The organism is Streptomyces sp. NPDC048461, assembly GCF_055587105.1.
The window spans coordinates 238,696-264,991 of sequence record NZ_JBVJGW010000010.1; the positions used below are offsets into that span (position 1 = coordinate 238,696).

A 26,296-nucleotide genomic window follows, 5' to 3' on the forward strand; every position below is an offset into this window, starting at 1 on the left:
GCCGCGCATTCCGTACGGAGCGGTCCGCGCCCCGGTGCGGACGGCTCCTTCGCGCCGGTGGACGTCCGCGCCTACGGACCGGCCACCGCTCTGACCTGCCCTGCTTCCCTGCCTGGGTTGAATTTCGGCCGTTTCCCACGGCGTGCGGACCAGCCCGCCGCCGCGCCCGGGCGCGGCGGACGGGACGCGCCGACGCGGTGGGGCCGGGACCCGCCCGGGTCCCGGCCCCACCGCTCCGTCACGACTCCGCGTCCGCGCGCTCACGCACCGCGCACCACGCACCACGCACCACGCACCGGCCCGCCGATCGGCTACGCGCCGCTCGCGTCGAGCATGCCCTCGCGGGAGACGATCTTCACGCGATCGCGCCCCTGGGGCTCGCCCAGGGCCTTCTCGGCGGCGTCCAGCCGGTACCAGCCCTCCCACGTGGTGTAGCGGACGCTCCGCTCGGCGAGGAAGGACTCGACGGCCTCCGGCTCGGGCGCGGCCGGCGTGAGCAGGCGGCCCTCCGCGTGGTCCGCGAGCAGGTTCGCGACGGTCTCGTTCGCGTCGCCCTTGGTGTGGCCGATGAGGCCGATGGGGCCGCGCCGGATCCAGCCGGTGACGTACGTGGACTGCAGGTGGGAGCCCGCCTCAATCACGCGGCCGCCCTCGTCCGGGACGGTGCCGGACTCGACGTCCCAGGGGAGCTTGGGCAGCTCGTCGGAGAGGTAGCCGACCGCGCGGTACACGGACTGGACGTCCCAGTCGGTGAAGGTGCCGGTGCCCTTGACGTTGCCGGTGCCGTCCAGCTCGGTGCGCTCGGTGCGCAGCCCGACGACCTTGCCGTCCTCGCCGAGCACCTCGGTGGGCGACTCGAAGAAGTGCAGGAAGAGCTTGTGCTGCCGGTCGCCGATGTCGCGGATCGCCCAGTTCTCCAGGGTCTTGGCGACCATGTCGGCCTGCTTGTTGGCGCGGCGCGTGGCGATCGAGCCGTCGTCGTAGTCGATGTCCTCGGGGTTGACGATGACCTCGATGTTGGGCGAGTGGTCCAGTTCGCGCAGCTCCATCGGGCTGAACTTGGCCTGGGCCGGGCCGCGGCGGCCGAAGACGTGCACCTCGAGCGCCTTGTTCGCCCGGAGGCCCTCGTAGACGTTCGCCGGGATCTCCGTCGGCAGCAGCTCGTCCGCGGTCTTGGCGAGGATGCGCGCGACGTCGAGCGCGACGTTGCCGACGCCGAGCACGGCGACCTTCTCGGCCTCCAGCGGCCAGGTGCGCGGTACGTCCGGGTGCCCGTCGTACCAGGACACGAAGTCGGCGGCGCCGTAGGAGCCCTCCAGGTCCACGCCGGGGATGGTGAGCACCCGGTCGGCGGTGGCGCCGGTGGAGAAGACGACGGCGTCGTAGAACGAGTGCAGCTCGTCGAGGCTGATGTCGTTCGGGTAGTCGACGTTGCCGAAGAGGCGGACCTGCGGCTTGTCGAGGACCTGGTGCAGGGCGGTGATGATCCCCTTGATCCGCGGGTGGTCGGGGGCCACGCCGTACCGGATCAGGCCGAAGGGAGCGGGCATCCGCTCGAAGATGTCGATGGACACACCGGGCTCGACGGCGGCCTCGGACTTCAGCAGCGCATCGGCGGCGTAGATTCCGGCGGGGCCGGCTCCGACGATGGCTACCCGCAGAGGGCGAGGCATGGCAAGGGTTCCCTTCGAGCGACGGCAAGGTCAATCAAGGGGAACCCTAAACTAAGGCAATCCTAAGTCGGCACCCGGTGTCACTTTATGGCCCCATAATCAAATCTTATGACCCCTCCAAGCCCGCCTTGGGTCTCCGGCACGGCGCGCCGCCCGAACCGGCTCCCGTTCCGACCCGGGGTACCGCACCCACCGAACTCGCTGGTCAGCGGGCACGCCACCTGACAGACTGAGACCGCTTGATCACCCCCAGGAGGACATATGGCAGACGAAACCGACACCCCCAAGGACGAGACTCCGGCCGACGAGGCCAAGCGCAAGTTCCGGGAGGCCCTGGAGCGCAACGCCGCGAATGCCCAGTCCCAGGAGTCGCACCAGAGCCGCGCGAAGGTTCAGGGCTCCAGCAGCGGCCCCGGCGGCAAGAACAAGAAGGTCCGCCGCAAGACCGGCTGACCCTCGGACCCGAGGAGCTCAGTCTCGCCGCCCGGGCGGCGGGACCGGGCCACTCCGCCCGGACCGGCCATTGGGCCACACGGGTGAGTGGGGATAACCCCGGGCACTGGATGCCGTTGATCAGCGCGTCCCGCCGAGGGCAGCCATCACGCGACAGTGCGACACGAAGGAATCCCCCACATGTTCAAGAAGTTCATGGCCACCGCCGCGGTCACCGCCTCCGTCCTGGGCGCGGGCGCCGCAGCTGCGTCCCCGGCGATGGCGATCGGCAACGACAACGGCATCAACACCGTCAACGGCAACGGTTCCGCGCAGGTCTACGGCAACCAGGAGACCGCGGGCGCGATGAGCCCGCAGCTCGGTGCGATCCAGGGCTCCCTGAACAAGCTCTGCGTGGGTCTCCCTGCCAAGGTCAACGCCCAGTCCCTGGTGGCGATCATCGCCAACGTCGGCGTCCAGGACGTCAACGTGCTGGCCAACCCGCAGAACCAGCAGTGCGCCGAGAACTCGACCCAGGCGAAGGGCGACGACTCCGCCTCGCACATCGCCAGCAACATCCCGATCCTCTCGGGCAACGCCTCCGCCGGCAGCTGATCCCGGCAGCTCCACCCGTTCCCACCTGCTCTTCACCCCGCCTCCGTGCCGACGTGTCCCGCTTCCGTCGGCGCGGAGGCATGTACATCGCCACACAATCTCCTTGGTCTAGACCTTGACAGGTCCAGACCACTTTCGCTTCAGTTGCGGTAGCTGTCGCCCCCACGGCAACTCCCCCCACTGAAGGAGCAGTTACGTGATACGTGCGCTTCGCCGCCGCGCCCTCTCCCTGGCCGCCGCCGCAGCCGTCACTCTGGGCCTCGCCATCGCCCTCCCCTCGACCCCCGCCGCCGCGGCCCCCGCCTGTGCGGGTGCCTGGTCCTCCTCCGCCGTCTACACGAACGGCAACAGCGCCTCGCACGGAGGCCGCAACTGGCAGGCCAAGTGGTGGACGCAGGGCGAGACGCCCGGCACCACCGGCCAGTGGGGCGTCTGGTCCGACCAGGGCGCCTGCGGTGGCGGCGGCGGTCAGGACCCCGACCCGGACCCCTCGGGATTCGTGGTCTCACGCGCCCAGTTCGACCAGATGTTCCCGAGCCGGAACCCCTTCTACACCTATGACGGCCTGGTCGCGGCGCTGTCCGCGTACCCCGGCTTCGCCAAGACCGGCGACGACACGGTGAAGCGACGGGAGGCCGCCGCCTTCCTCGCCAACGTCTCGCACGAGACGGGCGGGCTGGTGCACATCGTCGAGCAGAACACCGCGAACTACCCCCACTACTGCGACGCGACCCAGCCGTACGGCTGTCCGGCCGGCCAGGCCGCCTACTACGGCCGCGGCCCCATCCAGCTGTCGTGGAACTTCAACTACAAGGCCGCCGGTGACGCCCTCGGCATCAACCTGCTCGCCAACCCGTACCTCGTCGAGCAGGACCCGGCGGTCGCCATGAAGACGGCGCTCTGGTACTGGAACACGCAGAACGGCCCGGGCACGATGACCGCCCACGCCGCCATCGTCAACGGCGCGGGCTTCGGCGAGACGATCCGGTCGATCAACGGCGCTCTGGAGTGCAACGGCGGCAACCCCGCCCAGGTCCAGAGCCGCATCTCGAAGTACCAGAGCTTCACCCAGCTGCTGGGAACGACCCCCGGCAACAACCTCGGCTGCTGATCCCGCACCGGCCCGCGGCGCCGCACGGCGCGCCGCGGGCCGTTCGCGCACGGCGCCGGCTCCGGGCCGGTCGCCGGACCGTGACTACTGGCCCAGGCCTCCGGCGGCCAGGGCCGCCGCCAGTTGGGCCCGCGAGCGGACGTCGAGCTTCTGGTAGATGCGGGTCAGCCGCGCCTCCACCGTCTTGACGCTGAGGAAGAGCTTCGCCGCGGCCTCCTGGTTGCTCGCGCCCCGGCTGACGAGCACCGCCAGTCGGGTCTCGCCCTCCGTCAGCGCCCCGACCGTGGCCGCCGGACCCCCTTCGCAGGCGGCGGGTTCCCGGGCGAGTCCGGCCCAGGGAACGGCCCCCGCGAGGTCGAAGACCTCGGCCGCCGCGGCGAGCGCCGCTCGGGCCGGGGCGCGCCGCCGGCGGCGGCGTTCCACCCGGGCCAGGGCGAGCAGCGTACGGCCGCGCTCCAGCGGGAGTTCCAGGGTCGCGAACCGCCGGGCGGTGGTCTCCAGGAGGGTGACGGCGCCCTCCGCGTCGCCCTGCGCGGACAGGCACAGCCCCCGGGCCCGGTCGAGGGCGGCGACGACCCCGGTCCGGCCGAGGCCGACGGCGACGGGGCGTACGCAGCCGATGAGGCGGGCCGCCTCGTCCGGGGCGTCGGCGGCGACGAGCGCTTCGGCGAGCTCCCCGTGCCAGCGCAGGATCGAGGGGTCCACCACCTGCTGGGCGGCCTCCAGGTCGGCGACCCGGCGCAGGGTGGCCACCGCCTTCGTCGCCTCTCCGGTGGCGAGTTCGACCAGCCCGAGCGCGTGCAGGCTGCGGGACAGGAAGACCTGGTCGTGTTCCTCCTGCGAGGCCTGGATGCCGCGGCGGGCGTAGCCGGCGGCGCGGGCGAAGCTCCCGCCGGCCGCCTCCGCCATCGCGGCGACGTACCAGGCGGGGCCCGGTGAGAGGCCCGCCTCGATGGTCAGCTCCAGGGCGCGGCGGGCACGGGCGGAGGCGGCCGCGCAGCGGCCGCTGCGCAGTTCGACCTCGGTGAGGCTGCGGAGCACCTCGAACACGTCCTCCGCCGAGCCGGTGCGCCGGACGGCGGGCAGCAGGACCATCAGCTGGCGGCGGGCGTCGGTGAGCCGGTCGTCGAAGAGGGCGTGGCGGACCGCGAGGTACTGCGGCGCGTTGCGCATGCCCAGCGGCACCTCGGGCGCGGGCAGGGCGAGCGCTTCGGCGAGGATCGCCTCGGCGCCCGGGTCCCCGAGGATGCGGCCCATCCGGGCCCGTACGGTCAGGGCCATGGCCTCGGCGACCTGGTCGCCGCCGAGCGCGGCGAGGGCGCCGGCCGCGGCGGCGGCGTCGCGGGAGCGGACCGGGTCGCCGTCGCTCAGGTTGTGCTTCCAGGCGATCCGCAGCTGGACGGCGGCCCGCAGCGCGGGGTCCCCGGCGGCGTCGTCCATGGCGTGCGCGAACGTCTCCTCCAGCGCGCCGAGGTCCTGCCCGGCCGCGTCGATCACGGCGAGCCGGGCGCGGACCCGGTCGGCGGGCGAGGCGTCGCGGGCCAGGACGGCCCGGGTGGCGCGCCGGGCGAGGTCGGCGCGGCCGGCCCATCCCGCGTCCTCGGCGGCCGCGACGAGCCGGGCCAGTCCCTCGCCGGCCAGGTGGGGCGGCGTGCGTTCCGCCGCCAGGAGGCCGAGTTCGGCGGCGAGGGCCCGCTGCCCCCGGCGGCGGCAGGCCGCGGCGGCCTCGGTGACCTCGGCGGCGAGCCACTGGTCGGGGGTGTCCACGGCCAGCGCACGGTGGCGCACGGCCTGGACGGGGTCGTCCACGGCCTCGGCCAGGGCGGCGTGTCCGGCGGCCCGTTCGGGCCAGCCCGCGTCGGCGGCGAGCGCGGTGGGCAGGGCGCCCGCGGTGAACTCGACCGTGCCGTCCTCCCCCACCCGTACGAGCGCGGCCCGTTCCGCCTCGGCCAGTTCGGACTCGGCGTCGGGGCGTCCGGCGCGGCGCAGCAGGGCCGTGGTGGGGCGGGCCGCGAGGGCGGCGAGGAGCAGGGTGCGGCGGGCCTGGGCGGGGGCCTCCGCGAGGAGGCGGCGGGCCACCTCGCGGGCCTGCCCGGACACGGGGAGGGGGTCGGCGTGGTGGGCGCTCGCGTCGCGGGCCTCGGCGGCTTCGGCGAGGGAGTGGCCGAGGGCGAGGGCCAGGCGGGGGTTGCCACCGCTGGCCTGGTGGATGCGGCCGGCGAGGCGGGCGGGCAGGCCGTGGCGCACCAGCAGTTCCGCGACCTCGTCGGCGCCGAGCGGGGGCACCCGGATCGCGGGGGTGCCGGGGCCGCAGAGCGGTTCGCCGACCGGCGCCCCGCCGTGGACGCATTCGGCCACCAGGACGCGGACCCCGGGCGGGGTCAGGCGCAGCGCGAAGCGGAGCAGGTCGGTGCTCTCCGCGTCGAGCCACTGGGCGTTGTCGAGGACGAGGAGGACGGGGTTCCGGGCGGCGAGCGTACGGAGCACCTCGACGACGGCCAGGCGCAGCGCGACGTGGTCACGGCCGGTGCGGGGGGCGTCGGCCTCGCGGCGCAGCAGGGCGATGGCGGTGCGCTGGGGTCCCGAGAGGCGCTCCAGGCCGGCGCCGGGCACGGAGGCCAGGAGGGCGGCGGCCGAGGCCTCGGGTATCCACCGGTCGGCGGCGTCGGGGGCGAGGCGCAGCACCGTTTCGCGCCGCCCTTCCGCGGCGGCCGCTACGGCGCGCACCACCTCCGTCTTGCCCGCTCCGGCGGGTCCGGTGAGCAGGGCCCGGCCGTGCGTGGTCAGCGCGCGGTCCACCGCCTTAATCAGTTCACCGTGTCCCACGCCCGCCTCAGCGCGCCCCGTCGCCGCCCCCACGCACCGCCACCAGCCTTCCGCGTCACCGCTTCTGTGCCTTTCCTGTGAGACGCGACAATACGAGGTCGGATGCCGGGCTGACCCGGATTGTGACGCAGAAATCAGTCAGTGCGCGGGAAAGCCCTCCGGACCTGCCGATACGCGGTGTATTGGCAGGTCCGGAGGGGCGGCTTGGTCCGTACTATCGGCCCGTCAGCGCGGGTTGGGGGCCGGAAGCGGCGCCGGACCCCGGCCGGACCTAGAAGGTGAGGTTCCAGGCGTCGACGGTGCCGGTGTCGCCGTTGGCGTTGTCGTTGACGCGGAGCTTCCAGGTGCCGTTGGCGGTCTCGGTGGCGGCGTTGACGGTGTAGGTCTGGTTGATGTTGTCGGCGCTGCCCCCGGTGCGGTTGTGGAGGGTGTAGGCGGTGCCGTCGGGGGCGATGAGGTCGATCTTGAGGTCGCCGGTGTAGGTGTGGGCGATGGTGACGCCGGCCTTCAGGGTGGCGGGGGCGTTGCCGGTGATGCCGGTGACGGTGATGGGGCTTTCGACGGTGGTGTTGTCGTTGATGGGGTAGTCGGTGGTGTTCTGGAAGGTGGGGGTGGTGGGCGTGGTGGTGACGGCGTTGACGGTGGCGGTGGCGTCGGCGAGGCCGGTGCCGCAGCCGCCGGTGCAGGTTCCGGCCAGGGGGCGGGTGTTGTTCTTGATGGCCGCTTCGATCTGGGCGGGGGTCAGGGCGGGCTTGGCGGAGACGAGCAGGGCGGCGAGGCCGGCGATGTGGGGGGCGGCCATGCTGGTGCCCTGGTACGGCTTGTAGTTCTCGGCGGCGGGGGTGGTGGTGCCGGCGTTCAGGGTGGAGAGGATGCCGTTTTCGGGGGTGGTGACGGTGCCGGGGGTGTCGGTGGCGCGGCGGGTCTCGCCGCCGGGGGCGGCGACGTCGATGGAGCTGCCGTAGTTGGAGTAGAAGGAGCGGTCGCCGGTGCGGTTGCTGGCTGCGACGTTGATGACGTTGTTGCAGCTGGCGGGGGAGAATCCGGCGGCGTCGGCGTTGCTGTTGCCGGCGGCGACGACGACGGTGGTGCCGCGGGTGACGGCGGCGTTGATGGCGTTCTGGTAGCCGGCGGAGCAGGTTCCGCTGCCGCCGAGGCTCATGTTGATGACCTTGGCGGGGGCGGCGTTGGCGGGGACGCCGGGGACGGTGCCGCCGGAGGCCCAGGTGATGGCGTCGATGATGTCGGAGGTCGCGCCGCCGCACTTTCCGAGGACGCGGACGGGCTGGATCTTGGCGTGGTGGGCGATGCCGGCGATGCCCTTGTTGTTGCCGGTGGCGGCGGCGATGGTGCCGGCGACGTGGGTGCCGTGCCAAGAGGAGTCACTGGCTTTGGCGGTGGGGCCGCATTCCGCTGCGGCGCTCCAGTCGCCCTGGTCGGCGGGGTTGTTGTCGCGGCCGTTGCCGTCGCGGGCGGCGGTGGCGCTGCTGATGAAGTCGTAGCCGGCGACGGTGTTGGCGGCGAGGTCGCTGTGGGCGACGTAGCCGGTGTCGATGACGGCGACGGTGACGCCGGTTCCGGTGGTCTTGTCCCAGGCGGCGGGGACGTTCATGCCGGCGGTGGGCTCGAAGAGGTCCCACTGCTTGCCGTAGTCGGTGTCGTTGGGGGTGGCGGCGAGGGCATAGGCGCGGGTGTCGGGTTCGACGTAGGCGACGTCCGGGTCGGCGCGGAACTGGGCGATGACATCGGCGGCGTCGGCGGGTGCGGTGGCCTGGCCGAGGCTGACGAGGGCGGCTCCGGTGCCCAGGCGGCGGTCGAACTTCGCCTTCTTGCCGGCTTTTCTGCTCTTGGCGGCCGCGTCGGTGGCGGCGGCGGTGTTGGAACTGGCTTCGCTGGCGGAGGGCTTGTATCCGACGATGAGGTTCTCCACCGGCACCGCGCCGGCCGCCGCACCGGCCGCACCGGGGGCGGGGGTGTCGGCGGCGGCCGCGCCGGTGGTGGCGGTGACGGCCAGGAGGGTGGCGGAGAGTGCCACGGCCGATATGAGCCTGCGTCTCGTTGCGTGCACGGTGTTCCCTTTCGCGGGCCGTTTCCGGGCAGGCCGGAGCGGCCGGTCGGTGCATGTGGGAGGTGGGTGACGGTGGGGACCGGGGCGGGGTGGTCGGTCCCGTCCCGGTCTCCGCCGTGTGCCGTGTCGTCCCGTCCGCCCGCCCGGGTGGGCGTCGCACGGCGGTCGGGACGGGGCGGTACCGGTGGTTTCCCCTCCTGGTGGGGGGTGGTCGCGGTTCCACGCGGGGTGTGGGGTGGTGTGGGGCCGCGGGTTCCAGCAGAGGGGGTTCGCCGGTGGGCAGACAGTAGGCAACGCGGAGATGAACCCGGTAGGGGGAAAACCCTTGTCCGACCCCCTCGCCACCCCCACCACCACCCGCGGGAAGAGGGCTCGGCGCAGGTCAGCGGGCAGGCGCTGAGGCCGCCGGGCGCCGGGGCCGTCCCCTGCGGACCGCCCCGGCGGCGCCCGTCAGGGCTTGGCGAGCCTGCGGAAGTACGTCCAGCTGGTCTCGTTCGGCTCGGTCCACCGCTCCGGCGCGTGGGCGTACTCGGGGTGGTGGGCGGCGATGTACTCCCGCGTCCGCTCGGGCACCTCCGCGTACGCGCCCAGCTTGCGGCCCCGGCAGTGGAACGCGAGGCCCCCCGGGCGCTGTCCCTGCTCCATCCACGGCAGGTACGGGGACATCCGCATCCAGGACATCGTCGCGGGAACGCTCGCCGCGTCGGGATCCGGCCCTGCGTCCGCGTCGAGGACGCTCGCGGGCGCGAAGAACTGGAACAGCTCCAGCGCGCGGTAGGTGTCGTCCGCCGAGTTGGCCGGGAACTCCGCGACGGGCAGCGGCGAGGGGTAGGCCAGCGGGATCTCCAGGCTGAAGCAGACCTGGTCGCCGAGGGTGGTCACGGGGATCGGGAAGGGCCGCAGCCTCTGGTTGGCCGGGTCGTTCCAGACGTGGACCACCGGCTTGTCCTCCCAGGTCTCCAGGATCTCCCGGGAGAGCGGGTCCAGGTAGAACGCGGCCTCCCGGGTGAGCAGCCGGTACCCGCCGCCCTCTTCGTCCTCCGTGAGGCGGGCCGCGTTGATCCCCTCGAAGCCGAACACGCGCCGGTACGGCTCGCCGGGCGCCCAGGAGTACACGTCTCCGGTCCACCAGAAGAACACCTCGGCGCCGTCGAGCGAGGCACGGGTACGGACGAAGGCACGCAAAAGCTCGGACGGTGTCATACGCCGTACTCTGCGCGGTCGCGCCCCGGGGCGGCAAGCGGCCGTACGGACAACCGGGCCGCGGGCACGGCGCGTTCCGGGCGGACGCGCGGCGCACGCCCTTCGCGGTGGTGCCCGTCCCCTGCGGCCGCGCGCGGTGGCGCCCGTCCCGCCGGGCGGTAATCGGCGTGCCCGGGTGGGCGGTTCCCGCGTAGCGTGCCGCAGCGTGGACGTACGACGCTCCGAACACCAGCTCCGGCAGATCGCCGAGGTCCTCGACACGACCCGCGCGCTCGGCGTCCCGCTGTGGCTGCGCGGGGGCTGGGCCGTGGACTTCTTCCTCGGGGCCGTCACCCGCGACCACGGGGACATCGACTGGTTCGCCCGGGCGGACGACGCCGGGGTCCTGGCGGAGGGCCTGCTCCGGCTCGGCTACCGGCCGGTGCCCGGGCCGCCGCCCGAGCTGCAGCTCGACTTCGCCAAGGACGGTCTGGAGAGCAGCTTCACGCTCCTGGCCCGGGACGCCTCCGGCCGCCCGGTGGTCGCGGGCGGCCCCTGGGCGGGGGCTCCGTGGCCCGCGGGGATGCTGGACGGCGGATTCGGGCGGATCGGCACGCTCCGCTGTCCGGTCGTCAGTGTGCGCGCCCAGATCGAGATCAAGCGGATGACCCCGGTCTGGGATCCCGCCCGTCCGCGGCGGAGCAAGGACGCCGCGGACATCGCCCTTCTGGAAGCGGCCCTGCGGATACGCGGCGGCGGCTGACCGCGGGGCTCAGGCGCCGCCCATGCGCGCGATCTCGCGGGTGGCCCTGGGCGAGTGGACCCCGCGGTTGAGGGTCTGGGCCCGGCGCAGTTCCGCGGTCGCCTCGGCGCCGCGGCCGGCGAAGCGGTAGAGGCGGGCCCGCTCCACGTGGGTCAGCATGATCGCCCGCTCCTGCTGGGCCGGCCGGGCCGCGAGGGAGTCGTCCAGGGCCGCGTGGGCCGCATCGTGGTCGCCGAGCAGGCCCAGGACCACGGCGCGCTTGAAGTGCAGGGCGGCCGGCCGGTAGGTGTGGAAGGGGTCCGCGTCCGCGCGGGCCCCGCCCTGCAGGCGGTCCGCGGTCGCCAGCCAGGCGAGCGCCGGGTCCCGCCGGCCCAGGGCCGCCTCGACGTGGGCGGCCTGGGCCGCGACGAACGCCTGGACCATGGCGGGGGTGCGCGGCGCGACCTCCAGCGCCTGCCGGACGTAGGAGAGCGCGACGGCGGTCTGGTCCTGGTCGAGGGAGTCCTGGCTGAGCAGGCGCAGCGCGACCGCCCGGGTGGAGGGCTCGCCAGCCAGTTCGGCGAGGGAGGCCGCGCGGCCGAGACACCGGCGGGACGCGGCGAAGGAGCACTGGTCGGCGTAACTGCGGGCCAGGAGCAGTACGGTGCGCGCCGCGTGGCCCAGTTCGAGCGGGGTCAGGGCGTCCTCTCCCCCGGAGCTGAGCACCGCGTGGAAGGTGCTCTGGAGGTAGGCGAGGAGGACGGGGGCGGTGGCGTCGCCGCCGAGGGCGTCCACCTGCCCCGTGAAGAAGTCCTCGGCGGCCCGGCGCAGTCCGGTGCGCGGGAACTCCGGGGCGTACGCCCCGGGGGCGGCAGCGGGCCGGTCGCGCTGCTCCGGGACCCGGTGGTCCTCCCGCTCCGGCGCATGGTGGCCGTCGGCCTCCGGGGCCTGGCGGCCGACAGGCTCCGGCCGGTGGCGGCGGGGCGGCTGCAGTCCCGGAACTCCGGCCAGCAGCTTCGCCGCGGCGGTGGCGGGCCCGGCCGGTGCGGTGTGCCCCATCCCGATGTCCTCGGGGCCGACGGGACGGCCGAGCCGCTCCGAGAGGATCTCGCACAGCAGGCCGGGGACGGGATCCCGCGGCGTGCTGCCGCGCAGCCAGTGGGCGACGGCGGTGCGGTCGTAGGCGGTGGTGAGGCCGGCCGCCCGGGCCCTGGTGTTGAGCCGGCGGGCCAGGGCCTCGTAGGTCCAGCCGGTCTCGCGGATCACGCGGTGCAGGAGGGGGTTGGAAGGTGGCATGCCGGGGATTCCTTCCTCGCGACGGGGGTGCGCTCGAGAAGGGGTTGCTTTTACGTACAAACCGCCATCCGGGATGAAAAGTTGCGGGGCCGGAGCCCGCCGAACGGGCGCCAGGTTGACGCGGGTGGCGCCACCCGCGACCGTGACCGCCATGGGGAACGCGCGCCTACTGCTCACTCTCGTCGTCTGCCTGGTCCTGGGCGGAGGGCTCACCGCCGCCGTGCTGGGGGCCTCGCGGGCGGGTGGTCCGCACGCGGGCCCGGCGGCCGGCGGTCCCGCGCCCTCCGACTACGTGGACATCGGCGCGGTCGCGCCGGGTTCCGCGCCCCGCGACCTGCCACCGTCCGGGCCGGACGCCTCGGCCGGCTCGGTCGTGGTGGAGTGCGGGCGCAACGAGGAGGGCCACTACAACGAGGACAACCTCGTGGTCTCGCCGGGACTGGTGTCCGGCGCCCATCACACCCACGCGTACGTGGGGAACCTGTCCACGGACGCGATGTCCACCGACGACTCCCTGGCCGCGGCCGCCACGTCCTGCCGGGGCGGCGACCGTTCCACGTACTACTGGCCCGTGCTGCGCAGGCAGGACCGTCCCGGCGCACGCCCGCACGAGGGTTCGGCCGGGCACGGCAACACGGGCGAGATCGTCGCGGAGGCCTCGGTCCGGGTGGAGTTCCGCGGCAGCCCGGTGAGCAAGGTCGTGCCGATGCCCCGCTTCCTGCGCGGGATGACGGGCGACGCCGTGGCGTTCACGGCGGCGAGCGATGCCGACGTACGGGCCCGCTGGGGGTGCTCGGGCTCCCCCGACCGCGCCACCACCCGCTATCCGCGCTGCCCGGCCGGCGAGCTGGTGACCCGCACGCTCGTCTTCCCCAGTTGCTGGAACGGCCTGGAGACCGCGAGCGCCGGGCACCGTTCGCACCTGTTGTTCCCGTCGGGCGGCGGGGTCTGCCCGACGGGCACCTTCCCGGTGCCCGAGCTGCGCGTCTCCCTGGCGTACGAGGTCGCCGCGGGCGTGCCCGTCGCCCTCGACTCCTTTCCCGAACAGCGGCACAGTCCCCGGACGGACCACGGCATGTTCGTGAACGCGATGACCGAGGCGCAGATGGCCGCGGTCGTCGCCTGCCTCAACTCCGGCCGGGCCTGCCGCACCTGAGTGACGCAGGTCACCTGAACCCGGGGCGGCCGCGCAGCGTGTTCCGACCGCACCAGCCAGCAAGGAAAGACGGAGAGGGTGAGATGGCCGGACCACTGTGGCCCCGCACTCGGCGGGGCTCGACCGATGAGGCACTGATCAAGTCGGTGTACGAGGAGCACGGCCACGCCCTGCTCGCGTACGCCACCCGGCTGACGGGTGACCGGGCCGCCGCCGAGGACATCGTCCAGGAGACGCTCATCCGGGCCTGGCGGCACTCCGAGGTCCTGGTGAACGGGAAGGGTTCGGTGCGGGGCTGGCTGCTGACGGTGGCCCGCAACATCATCACCGACCGGTACCGCGCCAAGGCCGCGAGGCCGCCCGAGGTCTCCGGGGCCGCCGCCGCTCCCCCGGTGGAGATGGACCACGCGGACGCCGTCGTGGACACCATGACGGTCCTGGGCGCCCTGGACCAGCTCTCCCCGGAACACAGGGACGTACTGACGGAGTTGTACTACCGGCAGCTGAGCGTCGCCGAGGCGGCGGACAGCCTCGGCATACCGGCGGGCACCGTCAAGTCGCGTTCGCACTACGCGCTCAAGGCCCTGCGCGAGGTCTTCAGGGACAACAGCGCCAGGGAGCACGGCTCCAGAGAAGGAAATCGATCGGGCAGGCCGCCCCAGCAGCCGGCCGGACTGCGTGAGGTGGTGGCATGAACCGGCAGCGGCACGAGGAGGAACTGCTCGGCCCGTACGTGCTCGGCGTCCTGGACCCCGAGGAGAACCGCCGGGTCGAAGAACACATCGGCGGCTGCGTGCACTGCCGTGAGGAGGTGACCGCGTTGCGCGAAATGGAGGCGGCACTGGGCGAGGTGCCCGAGGAGGCGTTCCTGGACGGGCCGCCGCACGGCGGTGACCTGATGCTCCAGCGCACCCTGCGGCAGATGCGCGGGGAACAGGCGGCCGACCGGCGTCGGCGCGTGGGTCTGGCCGGACTGGCCGCGGCGGCTTCGCTGGCCGCGGTGTTCTGGGCGGGCGCCCAGCTCGGCGGCAGTGATTCCGGACCGGTGGCGCTGCCCCTGCCGCCGTCCGCGTCGGTGTCGTCGTCGCCTTCGGCGCCGGTGGCCGGGACCAGGCTGGGCTCGGCGACCGATCCGGCCTCGGGGGTGCGGATGACCGTACAGATGACACCCGCGGTGAAGTGGGTGCGCGTGCGCGCCGCGGTCACCGGGGTGCCGCCCGGTGAGCGGTGCCGGCTGATCGTGGTCTCCAAGGACGGCAAGCGCACCACCGCGGGCAGTTGGGTCGTGGGAGGCCAGGAGAAGGGCGAGGGCAAGGGCGCGGCGCTGGACGGTTCGGCGGCCGTGGACCCGGCGGACGTCAAGTCCGTCCAGGTCGAGAACGAGTCGGGCCGGACCTTCGTGTCCGTACCGGTGTGACGGCCCCCCGGCTTCCGGGCCGGGGACGTGACAGAGCCCGGGAGCATGTCCAGCTCCCGGGCTCCTGCTTGCCACCCATTTCGCACACCGGCTGCGTTTAAGGGCCGCGGATCATTCTTAGACCGACGTGTTCTGCCTTTGAACTACCGCGCCACGAGGAGAGGCGCAGAGGGGACTTGAACCCCCATCCGTCGGTGACCGTCCGCGCCCGGTCGATCCGGTGTTCGGCGGCGAATACTGAGACTGGAGCGAGAATCTGAGATTTACGGGACCGCCTCTGCCAGGCTTGGGCCACCCCGGCGCGCAGTGCCGGGAGAGGGATTCGAACCCCCAACTGTCGTCCCTTTTCAGCTTCAACATCAGTTTCAGCTTGCGCTCTCGCGCACCCCCCGCTCCAGCGGGGGGCGATCATGGGGCTACCGGAACAGGTAGCCGAAGACCGCGTCGCCGACCCGCTGGTCGGTGACCTCGGTGTTGTTGGCCTCCTCGCGGGCGAACTTCACGGCCTGCTGGAGCTTCTCCACGCGGTCGAGCAGCTCGTTGACCCGGCGGGCCGGGAGCGCTCCGGAGAACTTCACGGTCGTCCAGTAGCCGACCGGGACGTCCTCGTAGTAGACCTCGACCTGCGCCGGGTGCTTGTCCGTCGCCTCGGCCTTGACGTGGTTGCGCGGCACCTTCTTGGTACGGATGGTGCGCACCGGCTCCGTCTTCCAGGAGTCGGTGGACGGGTCCAGGTTCCAGGACTCGGACGCGTCGAGCACGGGCAGCTTCCGCACGAAGGTGTGCAGGTCGGTGAGCTGCTTCTCCAGGAAGAGCAGGTAGGGCACGGGCACCTGCGGCAGCAGGACGTTACCGTCGACGACGACGTCCGCGGCGGCCGTGCGGTTCGCCCAGTCCTTGGTGGCCGTCACGTCGAACAGGCGCGTCAGCGTCCCCGCGGTCGCGCGCAGCGCGTCCTCCGCCTTGACCTGCACCCGGGTGGACTCGGGCGGCAGCTGCTCGCCCTCCTCGTCCTTGGGCTGGTAGGTGCGGGAGATCCCGGCCAGCAAGGCGGGCTTCTGGACGTCGTGGTGAGCCTGGGTCAGCTCCTGGAGGGACTTGGACTTGACGCCCTTTTCCACTGCGATTATCTGATTCAGCTTCGGCACGTGATCAACCTAGCAGTCCACCGCGGCGGCCCTCATCCGGTTTTTCCCCGCCCTCTTCGCAGCCCTGCGCAGCCCTGCGCAGCCCTGCGCAGCCCTGCGCAGCCCTGCGCAGCCGCCTCGTCGCGCGACGAGGCGGCTGTCCGGCGCGTCAGACCGCGGGCGCGGTGAGGCGCACCGGAAGGTCGAAGAGGTCGTTCTGAGTGAGGATCGGCTTGTTGCGCAGCTCCTCGGGGGCGACCGCGAGGGTCAGGTCCGGGAACCGGGCGTACAGGGCCGGCAGGGCGACCAGCGCCTCCAGGCGGGAGAGGGCGGCGCCCGGGCAGACGTGCGGACCGTGGCCGAAGGAGATGTGGCGGTTGGGGGTGCGGGTGACGTCGAACTCCCCCGCGCTCGCGCCGTGCTGCTCCTCGTCGCGCCCGATGGCGCCGAAGGAGACGATGAGCCCCTCGCCCTTGGGCAGTACGCGGTCACCGACCTCGACGTCCTCGGCGGCGAACCGGATCAGCACGTGCGAGGTGGGGGTGGACCAGCGCAGGGTCTCCTCGATGACGTTCTCCCACGGCACCTCGCCCTTGAGCACCAGGGCGCGCTGCTCGGGGTGGCTCTGGAGGGCGACGACGGCGTTCACGATCAGGCTGATCGTGGTCTCGTGGCCGGCCGCGACCATCAGCTGGAGGGTGTTGGTGATCTCCTCGGTGCTGAGGTGGTCGCCGTCCTCGGAGGCGGCGATCAGGGCACTGGTGAGGTCGTCGCCGGGGTTCTCCCGCTTGGACTCCACGATCCGCGAGAACAGCGCGCCGAGGTCCGCCATCATCTGCGGCACCTCCTCGGGGAGGGTCTGCGTGGAAAAGAACTTCTCGAACAGCGCCTTGAGCCGCGGGTGTTCGGCTTCGTCCACGCCCATGAGCCGGCTGATGACGTTCATCGGCAGCGGGTACGCGAAGTGCAGCTTGAGGTCGACCGTCTCGCCGGACGGCAGGGCGTCCAGGGTGTCGAGCATCTCCGTCGTCAGTTCCTCGATGCCGGCCCTCAGCTTCTCCACCCGGCGGACGGTGAGCGCCTGCGCGACCAGGGTGCGCAGCCGCCGGTGCTCGTCGCCGTCCACGGTCAGCATGGAGCGGCCGGGGTTGGCGAGGCCGATGAGGGGCCAGTCCACGGGTATCTCGCCGCGCTGCCAGGCACCCCACGCGTTGATGTCCTTGACCACTCTGGAGTCGGTCAGGAGTCTCTTCGCCTCCGCGTGCCGGGTGACGGCGTACACGCCGACCCCGCCGGGCAGGACGACCGGTACGAGCGGGCCGGCCGCGCGCAGCGCCGCGCTCTCCGCGTCGAGGTCGGCGACGAAGGGGTCGAGGGTGATGGCGGCGGGGCCGGAGTGGTCGATCGGGCACGTCATCGGCTGGCTCCAAGGGCGGGGGTCGGGGTGTAGGTGACGGGCAGTTCGGTCAGACCGCGCAGCCAGGGCGAAGGGCGGCGGGCCAGAGCGGAGGCCGGCACGGCGAGGTCCACGTCGGGCAGCCGGTCGAGGAGGACCTCGATGCCGGTGCGGGCGATGACCTCGGCGACCTCCTGGGCGGGGAACGGGCAGCGGTGCTCGCCGTGCCCGAAGGAGAAGAAGGCGTTGTTGCCGCCGGTCAGGGCGCCCGCGTCGGTGCGTACGTGCGGGTCGGAATTGGCCGCGGCCAGTCCGAGCAGGACGAGGTCGCCGCGGGCGATGCGGCGGCCGCCGAGGTTGGTGTCGCGCGAGGTCCAGCGGCCCGCCACGTTCTGCGTGGGGGTGTCCTCCCACAGCACCTCGTTCATGGCCTCGCCGACGCTGTGCCGGCCGCCCGCGAGGGAGGCCGCGAAGCGGTCGTCGGTGAGCATCAGGCGCAGCGAGTTCCCGATCCAGTCGGCGGTCGGCTGGTGGCCGGCGGCCATCATCACCATCAGGTCCTGGGCGATCTCGTCCACGGTGAAGCCGGCCGTGTTCGCGAGCATCCGGGAGGCGACGTCGTGGCCGGGCTCCGCCTGCTTGGCGGCGAGCAGCCCGTACATGGACTCGCCGAGGTGGCGCTGGCCGTCCAGGGCGCCCTCCCGCCCGTTGATCATGTCGTTCATGGCGGTGACGAGGCCGGGTCCCTGGGCGTCGGAGAAGCCGTAGATCCGGGCGAGGACACGCAGCGGCAGGAGCATCGCGTACTCGCCGACGATGTCGCACGCACCCTTGCCGCACAGGGTGTCGATCAGTTCGTCGGCGAACCGCTCGGCGTGGCCCTTGAGTTCGAAGGGGTCCACGGATTCGAGGGCGTCGGAGATGACGGCCGCCCGCTCGCGGTGGCGTTCGCCGACGGTGTAGAGGATGGAGGGCTGCTTGCGGCCGATCATGGGGAGCAGCGGCCAGTCGGCGGGGATGCGGTCCCACTGGTTCCACAGGTCGGAGTCGCGGGAGAAGAGCACCGGGTCGCTGGTGACCTGGTGCAGTTCCCGGTAGCCGAGGACGAGCCAGGCCGGTATGTCGCCGTCGAGGACGACCGGAGCGACGGCGCCGTGGTCGCGGCGCATCTCCCGGTAGAGCTCGACGGGGTCGGTCTGGAACCGGGGGCCGCCGAGGGGGACGGCCTGCGGGTCGTGGGCGGCGGGGCAGGTCACGGGGTGGGCTCCGGGGTCTTCGGCTGGTTGGTCAGAACGGCCGTCTGGAGGTGCTGGACGAGGGAGATCAGGACGTGCTTGCCGGACTCGCGGGAGCGGGCGTCGCAGAACACCAGCGGGACCTCGTCGGGCAGGTCGAGGGCGGCCCGGATCTCGTCCGTGGTGTGGGCGGGCCCGCCGAAGTCGTTGCAGGCCACGATGAAGGGGGTGCCGTGGTGTTCGAGCCGGTCGATGGCGTACCAGGAGTCGGCGAGCCGGCGCGTGTCGACGAGGACGACGGCGCCGAGGGTGCCGGAGAAGAGCCGGTCCCACAGGAACCAGAACCGCTCCTGGCCGGGCGCGCCGAAGAGGTAGAGCACGTTGCGGGCGTCGAGGGTGATGCGGCCGAAGTCGAACGCCACGGTGGTGGCGGTCTTGGCGGCGATCCCGGCGGTGTCGTCGACGGCCTCGCCGGCCTTGGTCATGGTCTCTTCGGTGTTCAGCGGGCGGATCTCGCTGACCGAGCGGACCATGGTGGTCTTGCCGACGCCGAAGCCGCCGACGATGACGATCTTCAGACCGTTGTCGGCGGTGCTCTGCAGGGTCTGGCGGGTTTCGCGCTGATCAGAGATTGCGGAGTCCAACGAGCACCTGCTCCAGGATGTCGGGGTCGGGAAGGTGGTACGCCGAACGCGGGTGCCGGGCGCTGATCTTGCCGGTGCCGAGCAGGTCGGCGAGGAGGATGCGCACGATCGACACCGGCAGCGCCAGCTCGGCCGCGATCTCGACCAGAGCCGTCGGGAACTGGCTCATGCGCAGGATCGCGGCGTGCTCGGACTGCATCCCGGGGGTCGGGTCGCATTCGGCGACGACCAGGGTGACCAGGTCGAAGGCGTCGGATCCGGCGCGGCTGCGGCCCCCGGTGAGGGTGTAGAGCCGGTCCGGGGACTCGTCCCGGCCCGGCCTGCTCGTGCTCCTGCTCATCCCCGGGGCCGGGCGATGAGGTGCTCGCCGAGCTGTTCGACCAGTTCGGACATGTTGTGGCCGACGAGGCCCGCGTCGGCGTCCTCGTCGGCGACGAGTGCGAGGTGCGCGCCCTCGCCCGCTTCCACGATGAAGAGGATGCCGCCGTAGAACTCGGCCATGGCGGAGCGGACTCCGCCGGTCCCGTCACCGAACTCGATGGACGCGCCGTGCGAGAGGCTCTGGATGCCGGCGGCGATCGCGGCGAGCTGGTCGGCCTGGTCGACGGAGAGCTCCGGCGTGCGGCACAGCTTGAGGCCGTCGCGGGAGAGCACGAGGCCGTGGCGCGCGCCGGGGGTCCGCTCGAGGAGCCCTTCCAGGAGCCAGCTGAGCGTCTCGTCGGTGGTGGAGCCGGTCATTCCGTTTTGCCTTCCGGGTGCGTGGGGTTCGGGGACGGCGCGGGCGCCGCGGACGGTTCGGGCGCCGCCGGGTGCTCGGGAGCCGCGGACGGTTCGGGCGCCGCGCCGGCGCCGCGTACCGCCTGGCGGAAGCTGCCGAAGCGGGCGGCCGACCGGGAGGCACCGGTGGGTGCGCCGGATGCCGGTCCGCTCGTCCGGGCCGCCGCGCCGGCGGCGTCGGGGCCCTCGGGGTGGGCGGCGGCCAGGGTGCGGCCGCGCTTGCGCTGGGGCAGGCCGTTGTCGCCGGACTGCGGGGCCCCGCCGGAGGATCCGGCGGGTGCGCCGTCCTCGGCCGCCCGGGTACGGACTCCCGCGCGCTCCGCGGTGGCGGGCTCGGCGGGGGTCTCGTGCACGGCCTCGGGCTCCGCCGCCGGGGCTCCGGCGGGCAGCGCGGCCGGGGCCGTACGGCCGGCGGGCAGGGCGGCGGCGCGGGCGGCGTCCGCCTCGGGGCCGCTCTCGGCCTCGGACGGGGTACGGCTGATCAGCTCCTGCGGCAGCATCATCAGCGCGCCGGTACCGCCGCGCGCCGAGGGCCGGAAGGAGACCGTCAGCCCGTGCTTGCGGGCCAGGCGGCCGACCACGGCGAGACCGAGGCGGGTCCCGGAGAGCCCGGCGAGGTCCAGCGACTCGGCGGTCACGGCCTGCTGGGCGCGGCGCAGCTGGACCTCGCTCATGACCAGGCCGCTGTCCTCGACCGTGATGATGATCCCGGCCGGGACCTCCTCCACGTAGACGTGGACCTCGGCGGTCGGCGGGGAGAAGTTCGCGGCGTTGTCGAGCAGTTCGGCGAGGGCGTGCATGACGCCCTCGGCGGCGTGCCCGGCGACGGCGGCGTCGCTGGTGGAGTGCAGCCGCACCCGCTGGTATCCGCCGATGCGGCCCATGGCGCCGCGCAGGATGGACTCCATGACGATCGGCTTCGCCCAGCGGCGGCCCGAACGGGCTCCGGTGAGCACGGCGATGGAGTCGGCCAGGCGGCCCGCCTGCGCGGTGCGGTGGTCGAGGTGGAGCAGGTCGCCGAGGACGTCCTCGTCCGCGTGGCGGTGCTCCATGTCGCGGAGGTCGGCCAGCATGCCGGTGGCAAGGGCCTGCATCCGGCCGGCCGCGTTGGCGGCGGCCGCCATGGCGGCCGCCCGGCCGGACTGGGCGCGGCGCAGCTCGTTGCCGAGCCGCTCGCGGGAGGCGCTCTGGGCGGCGGTCAGCCGGTCCAGTTCGGTGGCGTGGGCGGCGACCAGGCCGTCCACCTGCGCCGCGTGGGCGCCTATCAGCCCCTGGAGTTCGGCGGCGTGAGCGCCGGCGAGGCGGCCGCGCTCGGCGTGGTGGTTGGCCGCGTCGCGCGAGGTGTCGGCGGTCAGCCGGGCTATGTACGCGTCGCGGGAGGTGATCTCACCGGTGAGACCGGAGACCTGGCCGCGCAGCCGCCGGGCGGTGCGCGCCGACCAGGTCACGGCGAAGGCCGCGATGGCGAGGAGCAGCACACCGGATCCGGAGAACCAGGCGAGGGGCACGCGGACGGACGACGGGGCCGCGGCCACCGCCGCCGTGGAGAGCGCTCCGCCTGCCGCTGCGGTGATCAGCAGGGCGAGGGCGGAGGGGCGAAGGGGGGAGGGCGGCGCCGTCATCAATCAAAGCCTCATACCGGGCGTAAATGGAGGAGAGGGTTCCTGTGAGTAACGAGAGTCAACTATAGGTGAGTTATTGATCGTTTTGGAAAGTTCCTGGCGGGTTTCACATTGAGTAGTGACCTTTTTGGTCAATTTCCTTATATTTTGAGGCGAGTTATGGAGGGGCCCGGTACTGACGACGAACCGGCGATGCGCCGCGTCCGCGCCACCGGAAGGTGACTGTGCCTCAGGTCCGGCACATCGCCACTCCGGAAGGCCCGCCGGGCGGCGTACCTTCGCACACGCGGACCGATCAGCACATTGCGGTTCATGACATCCTGTGACGTCACAACTCGCCGGACGGAATCGGCGGACGTCCGGGGAATACGGGGAAGGTCCATGAGGCTCTGCTTCCTGGTGGAGGAGCACTACCGCCGCGACGGCATGCCGAACGAGGTGATCCGGCAACTGACCGACTGGGGGCACCGGGTCGACATCGTGCGGCCGGGTGGTTCGCTGCTGCGGATGACCGAGGTGGTGCGGACCGGCGCGCACGACGCGTGGGTGCTCAAGACCGTGTCCGGCGGTCCGGGGCTGACCCTGCTCGAAGCGGCCGCCGCCGCGGGCATGACGACGGTCAACGACGCCCGCTCGATCCGCGGCGTACGGGACAAGGCGCTGGCGGCGGCGATCGGGCACGACCGCGGGCTCCCGCTGCCCACGACGTACGCGGCGGCCGCCCCGGAGCTGCTCGGGGAGATACCGGCGTCGGAGTACCCCCTGGTCGTCAAACCCGCGGACGGGAGTTCCGGCCGGTCCGTGCACCTGCTGTCCTCGCCCGACCGGCTGGCGGCGATGCTCCCCGAGCTCGCGGGCGAGGGCATGCTCATCGCGCAGCCGTACGTGCCCAATGCGGGCGTCGACATCAAGGTGTACGCGGTCGGCGGGGAGCTGTTCGCGACCGAGCGCTGCTCCCCGCTGCACCCCGACCCCTCGGTGCGCGAGCGACGCGTACCGCTGTCGGCGGAGGTCGCGGCGATCGCCGTTCAGGTGGGAGCGGTGTACGGGCTCGACCTGTACGGCGTGGACGTGCTCCTGGGCCCCGACGGGCCGGTGGTCGTCGACGTGAACGACTTCCCGAGCTTCCGTCAGGTCCCGGACGCGGCCGCGCGGGTCGCCCGGGCCGTCCTCGGGCTGGCACGCACCGGCGGAACGACCACGTCCCCCGCCCCCGCGGCGCCGGCGTACCCGGTCCGGCCCGTCACCATCCCGGCGCAGGCCTCCGTACGGGCGGGCGACGGCGCGTGAGGATCGGCCTGATCACCCCGGAGCCCGGACATCCCCTGCTGGCGGCGGCGAGCGCGCTGCTGACCGGGGCCGGACACGTCGTCGAGGCGCTCGATCCGCGCACCGGCGCCGCCCCGCCGCGTTCCGTGGCCGACGCGTACCTCTTGAAGTCGCGGACCCCGCGGGCGCTGACCCTGGCCCGGGAGCTGGAGGAACGCGGCGCCGTCGTGGTCAACTCCGCCGCGGCGACCGCGCGGTGCCAGGACCGGACCGGGATGGCGGAGACCGCCCTGCGGGCCGGACTTCCCTTCGCGGCCACCCGTACGGTCGGTCCCCTGGGGCGGTGGGCGTCCAGCCGCGTCCTGACCTCGCCCGTGGTGGTCAAGAGCCGGCACAGCCGGCGGGGCGACCTGGTGGCCCGGGTCGACGACCGCGCGGGGCTGGACGCGCTGGCGGCCCGGTGGGCCGACGAGCCGGTGGTGGTACAGGACTTCGCGGCCAACAACGGATGGGACCACAAGCTGTGGGCCGTCGGCGACCGGGTCTTCGCGGCCCTGCGGCGCTCCGAGCTCTCCGCCGGCGGCCGCGGCCCGACCCGTCCGGTCGCCCCGGACGAAGTCCCGGCGGGCTGGGCCGCGCTGGTCCGCGCGGCCGGTGAGGCGTTCGCACTCGACGTGTACGGCGTGGACATCGTCGACGCGGGGGGTTCGCCGCTGATCGTGGACGTGAACGCCTTCCCGGGCATCCGGGATCAGGCGGGCGCCCCCGAGGCCCTGGCCGCCCTCGTCCTGGCACGGGCCGGCGACGGGCGGCCCGCCGGCGGGTGACGGGCGGCCCGTCGGCGGGTGACCGGGCGGCGTGACTCCGTTCGTGCCGTCGCCGCGCACACCGGCCGGTGGTGACGCCCGTCTTCCGCCGGCGCCTCGACCTGCCCGTACGGGGCTGCCGGGCCGGGACAGGACAGGACAGGCCCGGACGGGGGAACGCGCGGGGCGAAACGCCCCCGGGGCGGTGTCGGGGCGCGGCCCTGGCGGGGGCGCGGTGAGGATCGGGGCATGGGCGTCGTCCTGCCGGTCCTCTTCGCGCTGTTCGCGGCGTTCAGCAACGCGCTGGCCACCGTGCTCCAGCGGCGGGCCGCGCTCACCGTGCCGCAGAGCGACGGGTTCCGCTTCGGCCTGATCCTCGACCTGCTGCGCCGGCCGCTGTGGATCGGCGGGATCCTGGCCGTGATCGCCGCCGGGGCCGGGCAGGCCGTCGCCCTCGCCACCGGGCCCATGGCCCTCGTACAGCCGCTGTTCGTTCTGGAACTGCCGCTCGCGCTCCTGATCGCCTCGCTCGTCGCGCGGCAGCGGCTGCCCGGGGCGCTGTGGCTGGCCGTCGCGGGGGTGGTGGTCGGGCTCGGGGTCACGCTGGCGGCCGCCTCGCCGTCGGGGAACCGTACGGACGCACCGCTCGACCGGTGGGTCCTCGCCCTCGTGGCGTGCGCGGTCGCGGTGGGCGGCCTGGCCGTGGCGGGTCTGCGCCGGCCGCCGGGCCGGGCCCGGGCCGGCTGCCTGGGAGCGGCCACCGCCGTGTGCTACGCGCTCACCGCCGCCCTGATGAAGTCGGCCGTGCACGTCCTCGACGACGGGGGCCTCGGGGCGTTCCTGACGACCTGGGAGACGTACGCGTTCGGCGCGAGCGGCATCTGCGCCCTGCTGCTCCTGGAACACGCCATGCAGGGCGGACCGCTGGTCGCCTCACAGCCGGCGCTGACCCTCGGCGACGCGAGCGTCAGCGTCGCCCTCGGCGTCGTGTTGTACGGGGAGCACCTGCGGGCCCAGTGGTGGCTGCTCCCCCAACTGCTGGGCGTCGCCCTGATCTGCGCCGGGGTCCTCGCCCTGGCCCGGGCCGGGGACGGCGCGCCGTAGGAGCGCCACCGCCGTCCCCTCGCCGGGGAATCCCCCTGGTGTTCCGGTCCGACGCCGCCCGGACGGCGGCTCTCCCGCAGCCTGCCATCGACGGCCGGAGCGGACGAGCGTCACGCCGGCTGCGGCCGGGCCCTCCGAGACGGAGGTACGTCCACGGCAGAGGTAGCGTGCGGGCAGTCGGGCAGTCGGGCTGAGCGGAAGGCGGTGTGCATGCGCGCGGTGGTGTTCGAACGGTTCGGCGAGCGGGCCGAGGTCAAGGAGGTCCCGGACCCGGCTCCGTCCGCGGGCGGAGTCGTGGTGCGGGTGGAGGCCACGGGACTGTGCCGCAGCGACTGGCACGGGTGGATGGGCCACGACCCGGACATCGTGCTGCCGCACGTACCCGGGCACGAACTCGCCGGTGTGGTGGAGGCGGTGGGGGCGGGCGTCACGGGGTGGCGGGCCGGGGACCGGGTGACCGCACCGTTCGTCTGCGCCTGCGGGAGGTGCGCCGAATGCGCGGCCGGTCAGCACCAGGTGTGCGAGCGGCAGACCCAGCCCGGGTTCACGCACTGGGGGTCCTTCGCCGAGTACGTGGCCCTGGACCACGCCGACGTGAACCTGGTGGCCGTACCGGAGGGGCTCGCGTACACGACGGCGGCCGGGCTGGGGTGCCGCTTCGCGACGGCGTACCGGGCCGTGGTCGCGCAGGGGCGCGCGGCGGTGGGCGAGTGGGTCGCGGTGCACGGTTGCGGCGGGGTGGGCCTGTCGGCGGTGATGATCGCGGCCGCGGCCGGCGCGCGGGTGGTCGCGGTGGACACCTCGCCGGAAGCGCTGGACCTGGCACGGCGGTTCGGCGCGGCGCACGCCGTGCGCGTGGCCGCCGGTGACGGCGGAGACGGCGGAGAGCGCGGTGCCAGCGGTGACGGCGGTGACGGCAGCGGCGATGTGGCTGCCGGTGACGTGGCCGCGGCGGTGCGGGAGCTGACCGGCGGGGGTGCCCACCTCTCGCTCGACGCCCTGGGGTCGCCCGCCACGGCGGCGGCCTCGGTGGCCGGGTTGCGGCGGCGGGGGCGGCACGTACAGGTCGGACTGCTCCCGGCGGCGGCCGGGGGCACGGTGCTGCCGATGGAGCGGGTCATCGGCTGGGAGCTGGAGATCCTGGGGAGCCACGGCATGGCGGCGCACGCGTACCCGCCGATGATGGAACTGGTCCGATCCGGGGTACTGCGCCCGGACCTGCTGGTCACCTCGGTGATCCCGCTCGACGCGGCCCCGGACGCCCTCGCGGCGATGGGATCGGCGGCGGGCCGCGGGGTCACGGTCATCCAACCCAGCTCCTGACGCACACCGCGTCGCTTCGGTCCGCGCCGATCGGCTCGGGGCGGGGCGGGGCGGGCGCTCCGCTCGGGGCGGGGCGGGCGCTCCGGGCGCGGAGCAGGGCCGGCGCAGAACGGCGAGGTCGGGCGGACCCACCCCGGCGCGTCGGCCCGGCCGGGTCGGATACCACCGTTCAGCGGGGTCGGGCAGCGCCACCGATGCGAGCCCCCGGGCGGGGCTCGCAGAGGGCGGCGCCGGCCGCCGCCTGACCGGACGTACCGAGACCAGTTCGCGGCCGGCCCGCGCCGTAGCCGCGCACGGCGCTCCGCCACAGCCCTGGCGACGGGGTTCACCCTGACGGTGCGGACGCGGCCGTGCGGGCGGGAGACGGCCTCGCCGGACAGAGCCGCCGACCGCCGGCCTGACGGGCCGGGTTCCTTCAAGGGCAGCGGGCTCGGCAGAACAGGTCCACCGGCTCGGGAAGGCAGCGACCAGGAGC

General features: G+C 73.7%; 23 protein-coding genes. 11 read left to right on the forward strand and 12 right to left on the reverse strand.

Annotation, left to right across the window (positions count from 1 at the left end; genetic code table 11):
• Positions 1-311: 311 nt before the first annotated feature.
• Positions 312-1,673, reverse strand: a complete 1,362-nt coding sequence (locus tag ACZ6S8_RS19755) for an FAD-dependent oxidoreductase (protein WP_469457387.1) — start codon at positions 1,671-1,673, stop codon at positions 312-314.
• 261 nt (positions 1,674-1,934) lie between these two features.
• Between ACZ6S8_RS19755 and ACZ6S8_RS19760 the strand changes: the two genes are divergently transcribed.
• The 3 genes from ACZ6S8_RS19760 (at position 1,935) to ACZ6S8_RS19770 (ending at position 3,831) form a co-directional block, all read left to right on the forward strand.
• Positions 1,935-2,126: a DUF5302 domain-containing protein gene (locus ACZ6S8_RS19760; RefSeq protein WP_469457388.1), complete on the forward strand. Its 192-nt coding sequence runs from the start codon at positions 1,935-1,937 to the stop codon at positions 2,124-2,126.
• Between the two features lie 180 nt (positions 2,127-2,306).
• On the forward strand, positions 2,307-2,720 hold the full coding sequence (locus tag ACZ6S8_RS19765; RefSeq protein ID WP_469457391.1) for a rodlin: 414 nt from the start codon (positions 2,307-2,309) through the stop codon (positions 2,718-2,720).
• 196 nt (positions 2,721-2,916) lie between these two features.
• Positions 2,917-3,831, forward strand: a complete 915-nt coding sequence (locus ACZ6S8_RS19770) for a glycoside hydrolase family 19 protein (RefSeq protein ID WP_469457392.1) — start codon at positions 2,917-2,919, stop codon at positions 3,829-3,831.
• Positions 3,832-3,915: 84 nt separating this feature from the next.
• On the opposite strand, the gene ACZ6S8_RS19775 is transcribed toward ACZ6S8_RS19770, so the two are convergent.
• The 3 genes from ACZ6S8_RS19775 to ACZ6S8_RS19785 all read right to left on the reverse strand — a co-directional run bounded on the left by ACZ6S8_RS19775 (position 3,916) and on the right by ACZ6S8_RS19785 (position 9,928).
• Positions 3,916-6,657 (reverse strand): helix-turn-helix transcriptional regulator, encoded by a 2,742-nt coding sequence (locus ACZ6S8_RS19775; RefSeq protein WP_469457394.1) that lies wholly within the window; start codon positions 6,655-6,657, stop codon positions 3,916-3,918.
• 271 nt (positions 6,658-6,928) lie between these two features.
• Positions 6,929-8,692 carry a S8 family peptidase gene (locus tag ACZ6S8_RS19780; protein WP_469457396.1) on the reverse strand — a complete coding sequence of 588 codons (1,764 nt, stop codon included), beginning with the start codon at positions 8,690-8,692 and terminating at the stop codon, positions 6,929-6,931.
• A gap of 483 nt (positions 8,693-9,175) precedes the next feature.
• Positions 9,176-9,928, reverse strand: a complete 753-nt coding sequence (locus ACZ6S8_RS19785) for a DUF1838 family protein (protein ID WP_469457398.1) — start codon at positions 9,926-9,928, stop codon at positions 9,176-9,178.
• Positions 9,929-10,133: 205 nt separating this feature from the next.
• On the opposite strand from ACZ6S8_RS19785, the gene ACZ6S8_RS19790 reads away from it, so the two are divergent.
• Entirely contained in the window at positions 10,134-10,670 is a 537-nt protein-coding gene (locus tag ACZ6S8_RS19790) for a nucleotidyltransferase domain-containing protein (RefSeq protein WP_469457400.1), read from the forward strand.
• A 9-nt stretch (positions 10,671-10,679) separates the two neighbouring features.
• On the opposite strand, the gene ACZ6S8_RS19795 is transcribed toward ACZ6S8_RS19790, so the two are convergent.
• The gene (locus ACZ6S8_RS19795; protein ID WP_469457402.1) at positions 10,680-11,945 is read right to left on the reverse strand and encodes a hypothetical protein; all 1,266 of its coding nucleotides are present in this window, start codon (positions 11,943-11,945) and stop codon (positions 10,680-10,682) included.
• A gap of 151 nt (positions 11,946-12,096) precedes the next feature.
• Here ACZ6S8_RS19795 and ACZ6S8_RS19800 point away from each other — a divergent pair, with 151 nt between their 5' ends.
• The 3 genes from ACZ6S8_RS19800 to ACZ6S8_RS19810 all read left to right on the forward strand — a co-directional run bounded on the left by ACZ6S8_RS19800 (position 12,097) and on the right by ACZ6S8_RS19810 (position 14,518).
• Positions 12,097-13,101, forward strand: a complete 1,005-nt coding sequence (locus tag ACZ6S8_RS19800; protein ID WP_469457404.1) for a DUF1996 domain-containing protein — start codon at positions 12,097-12,099, stop codon at positions 13,099-13,101.
• A gap of 83 nt (positions 13,102-13,184) precedes the next feature.
• Entirely contained in the window at positions 13,185-13,796 is a 612-nt protein-coding gene (locus ACZ6S8_RS19805) for a sigma-70 family RNA polymerase sigma factor (protein WP_267725683.1), read from the forward strand.
• The gene (locus tag ACZ6S8_RS19810) at positions 13,793-14,518 is read left to right on the forward strand and encodes an anti-sigma factor family protein (protein ID WP_469457406.1); all 726 of its coding nucleotides are present in this window, start codon (positions 13,793-13,795) and stop codon (positions 14,516-14,518) included. Before ACZ6S8_RS19805 ends, ACZ6S8_RS19810 begins: the two co-directional genes overlap by 4 nt.
• Positions 14,519-14,934: 416 nt before the next feature.
• Here the strand turns inward: ACZ6S8_RS19810 and ACZ6S8_RS19815 are convergent, their stop codons facing one another.
• The 7 genes from ACZ6S8_RS19815 to ACZ6S8_RS19845 all read right to left on the reverse strand — a co-directional run bounded on the left by ACZ6S8_RS19815 (position 14,935) and on the right by ACZ6S8_RS19845 (position 21,319).
• Positions 14,935-15,666, reverse strand: coding sequence for a DUF7873 family protein (locus ACZ6S8_RS19815; RefSeq protein WP_469457408.1), 732 nt, complete (start codon positions 15,664-15,666; stop codon positions 14,935-14,937).
• 148 nt (positions 15,667-15,814) lie between these two features.
• Positions 15,815-17,062, reverse strand: coding sequence for a cytochrome P450 family protein (locus ACZ6S8_RS19820; RefSeq protein ID WP_469457410.1), 1,248 nt, complete (start codon positions 17,060-17,062; stop codon positions 15,815-15,817).
• The gene (locus ACZ6S8_RS19825) at positions 17,059-18,297 is read right to left on the reverse strand and encodes a cytochrome P450 (protein ID WP_469457411.1); all 1,239 of its coding nucleotides are present in this window, start codon (positions 18,295-18,297) and stop codon (positions 17,059-17,061) included. The genes ACZ6S8_RS19820 and ACZ6S8_RS19825 overlap by 4 nt, the downstream gene beginning before the upstream one ends.
• Positions 18,294-18,920 (reverse strand): GTP-binding protein, encoded by a 627-nt coding sequence (locus ACZ6S8_RS19830; protein WP_469457413.1) that lies wholly within the window; start codon positions 18,918-18,920, stop codon positions 18,294-18,296. Before ACZ6S8_RS19830 ends, ACZ6S8_RS19825 begins: the two co-directional genes overlap by 4 nt.
• Positions 18,901-19,260: a DUF742 domain-containing protein gene (locus ACZ6S8_RS19835; RefSeq protein WP_469457414.1), complete on the reverse strand. Its 360-nt coding sequence runs from the start codon at positions 19,258-19,260 to the stop codon at positions 18,901-18,903. Before ACZ6S8_RS19835 ends, ACZ6S8_RS19830 begins: the two co-directional genes overlap by 20 nt.
• Positions 19,257-19,658: a roadblock/LC7 domain-containing protein gene (locus tag ACZ6S8_RS19840; RefSeq protein ID WP_267725660.1), complete on the reverse strand. Its 402-nt coding sequence runs from the start codon at positions 19,656-19,658 to the stop codon at positions 19,257-19,259. The genes ACZ6S8_RS19835 and ACZ6S8_RS19840 overlap by 4 nt, the downstream gene beginning before the upstream one ends.
• A complete protein-coding gene (locus ACZ6S8_RS19845; protein WP_469457416.1) occupies positions 19,655-21,319 on the reverse strand; it encodes a sensor histidine kinase in 1,665 nt (554 codons plus the stop codon). Before ACZ6S8_RS19845 ends, ACZ6S8_RS19840 begins: the two co-directional genes overlap by 4 nt.
• Positions 21,320-21,700: 381 nt before the next feature.
• On the opposite strand from ACZ6S8_RS19845, the gene ACZ6S8_RS19850 reads away from it, so the two are divergent.
• The 4 genes from ACZ6S8_RS19850 (at position 21,701) to ACZ6S8_RS19865 (ending at position 25,821) form a co-directional block, all read left to right on the forward strand.
• Positions 21,701-22,609 (forward strand): ATP-grasp domain-containing protein, encoded by a 909-nt coding sequence (locus ACZ6S8_RS19850; RefSeq protein ID WP_469457418.1) that lies wholly within the window; start codon positions 21,701-21,703, stop codon positions 22,607-22,609.
• Positions 22,606-23,415: an ATP-grasp domain-containing protein gene (locus tag ACZ6S8_RS19855; protein WP_469457420.1), complete on the forward strand. Its 810-nt coding sequence runs from the start codon at positions 22,606-22,608 to the stop codon at positions 23,413-23,415. Before ACZ6S8_RS19850 ends, ACZ6S8_RS19855 begins: the two co-directional genes overlap by 4 nt.
• A gap of 228 nt (positions 23,416-23,643) precedes the next feature.
• Positions 23,644-24,498, forward strand: coding sequence for a DMT family transporter (locus tag ACZ6S8_RS19860; RefSeq protein WP_469457422.1), 855 nt, complete (start codon positions 23,644-23,646; stop codon positions 24,496-24,498).
• Between the two features lie 210 nt (positions 24,499-24,708).
• Positions 24,709-25,821: a zinc-dependent alcohol dehydrogenase family protein gene (locus ACZ6S8_RS19865; RefSeq protein WP_469457424.1), complete on the forward strand. Its 1,113-nt coding sequence runs from the start codon at positions 24,709-24,711 to the stop codon at positions 25,819-25,821.
• Positions 25,822-26,296: the final 475 nt, after the last annotated feature.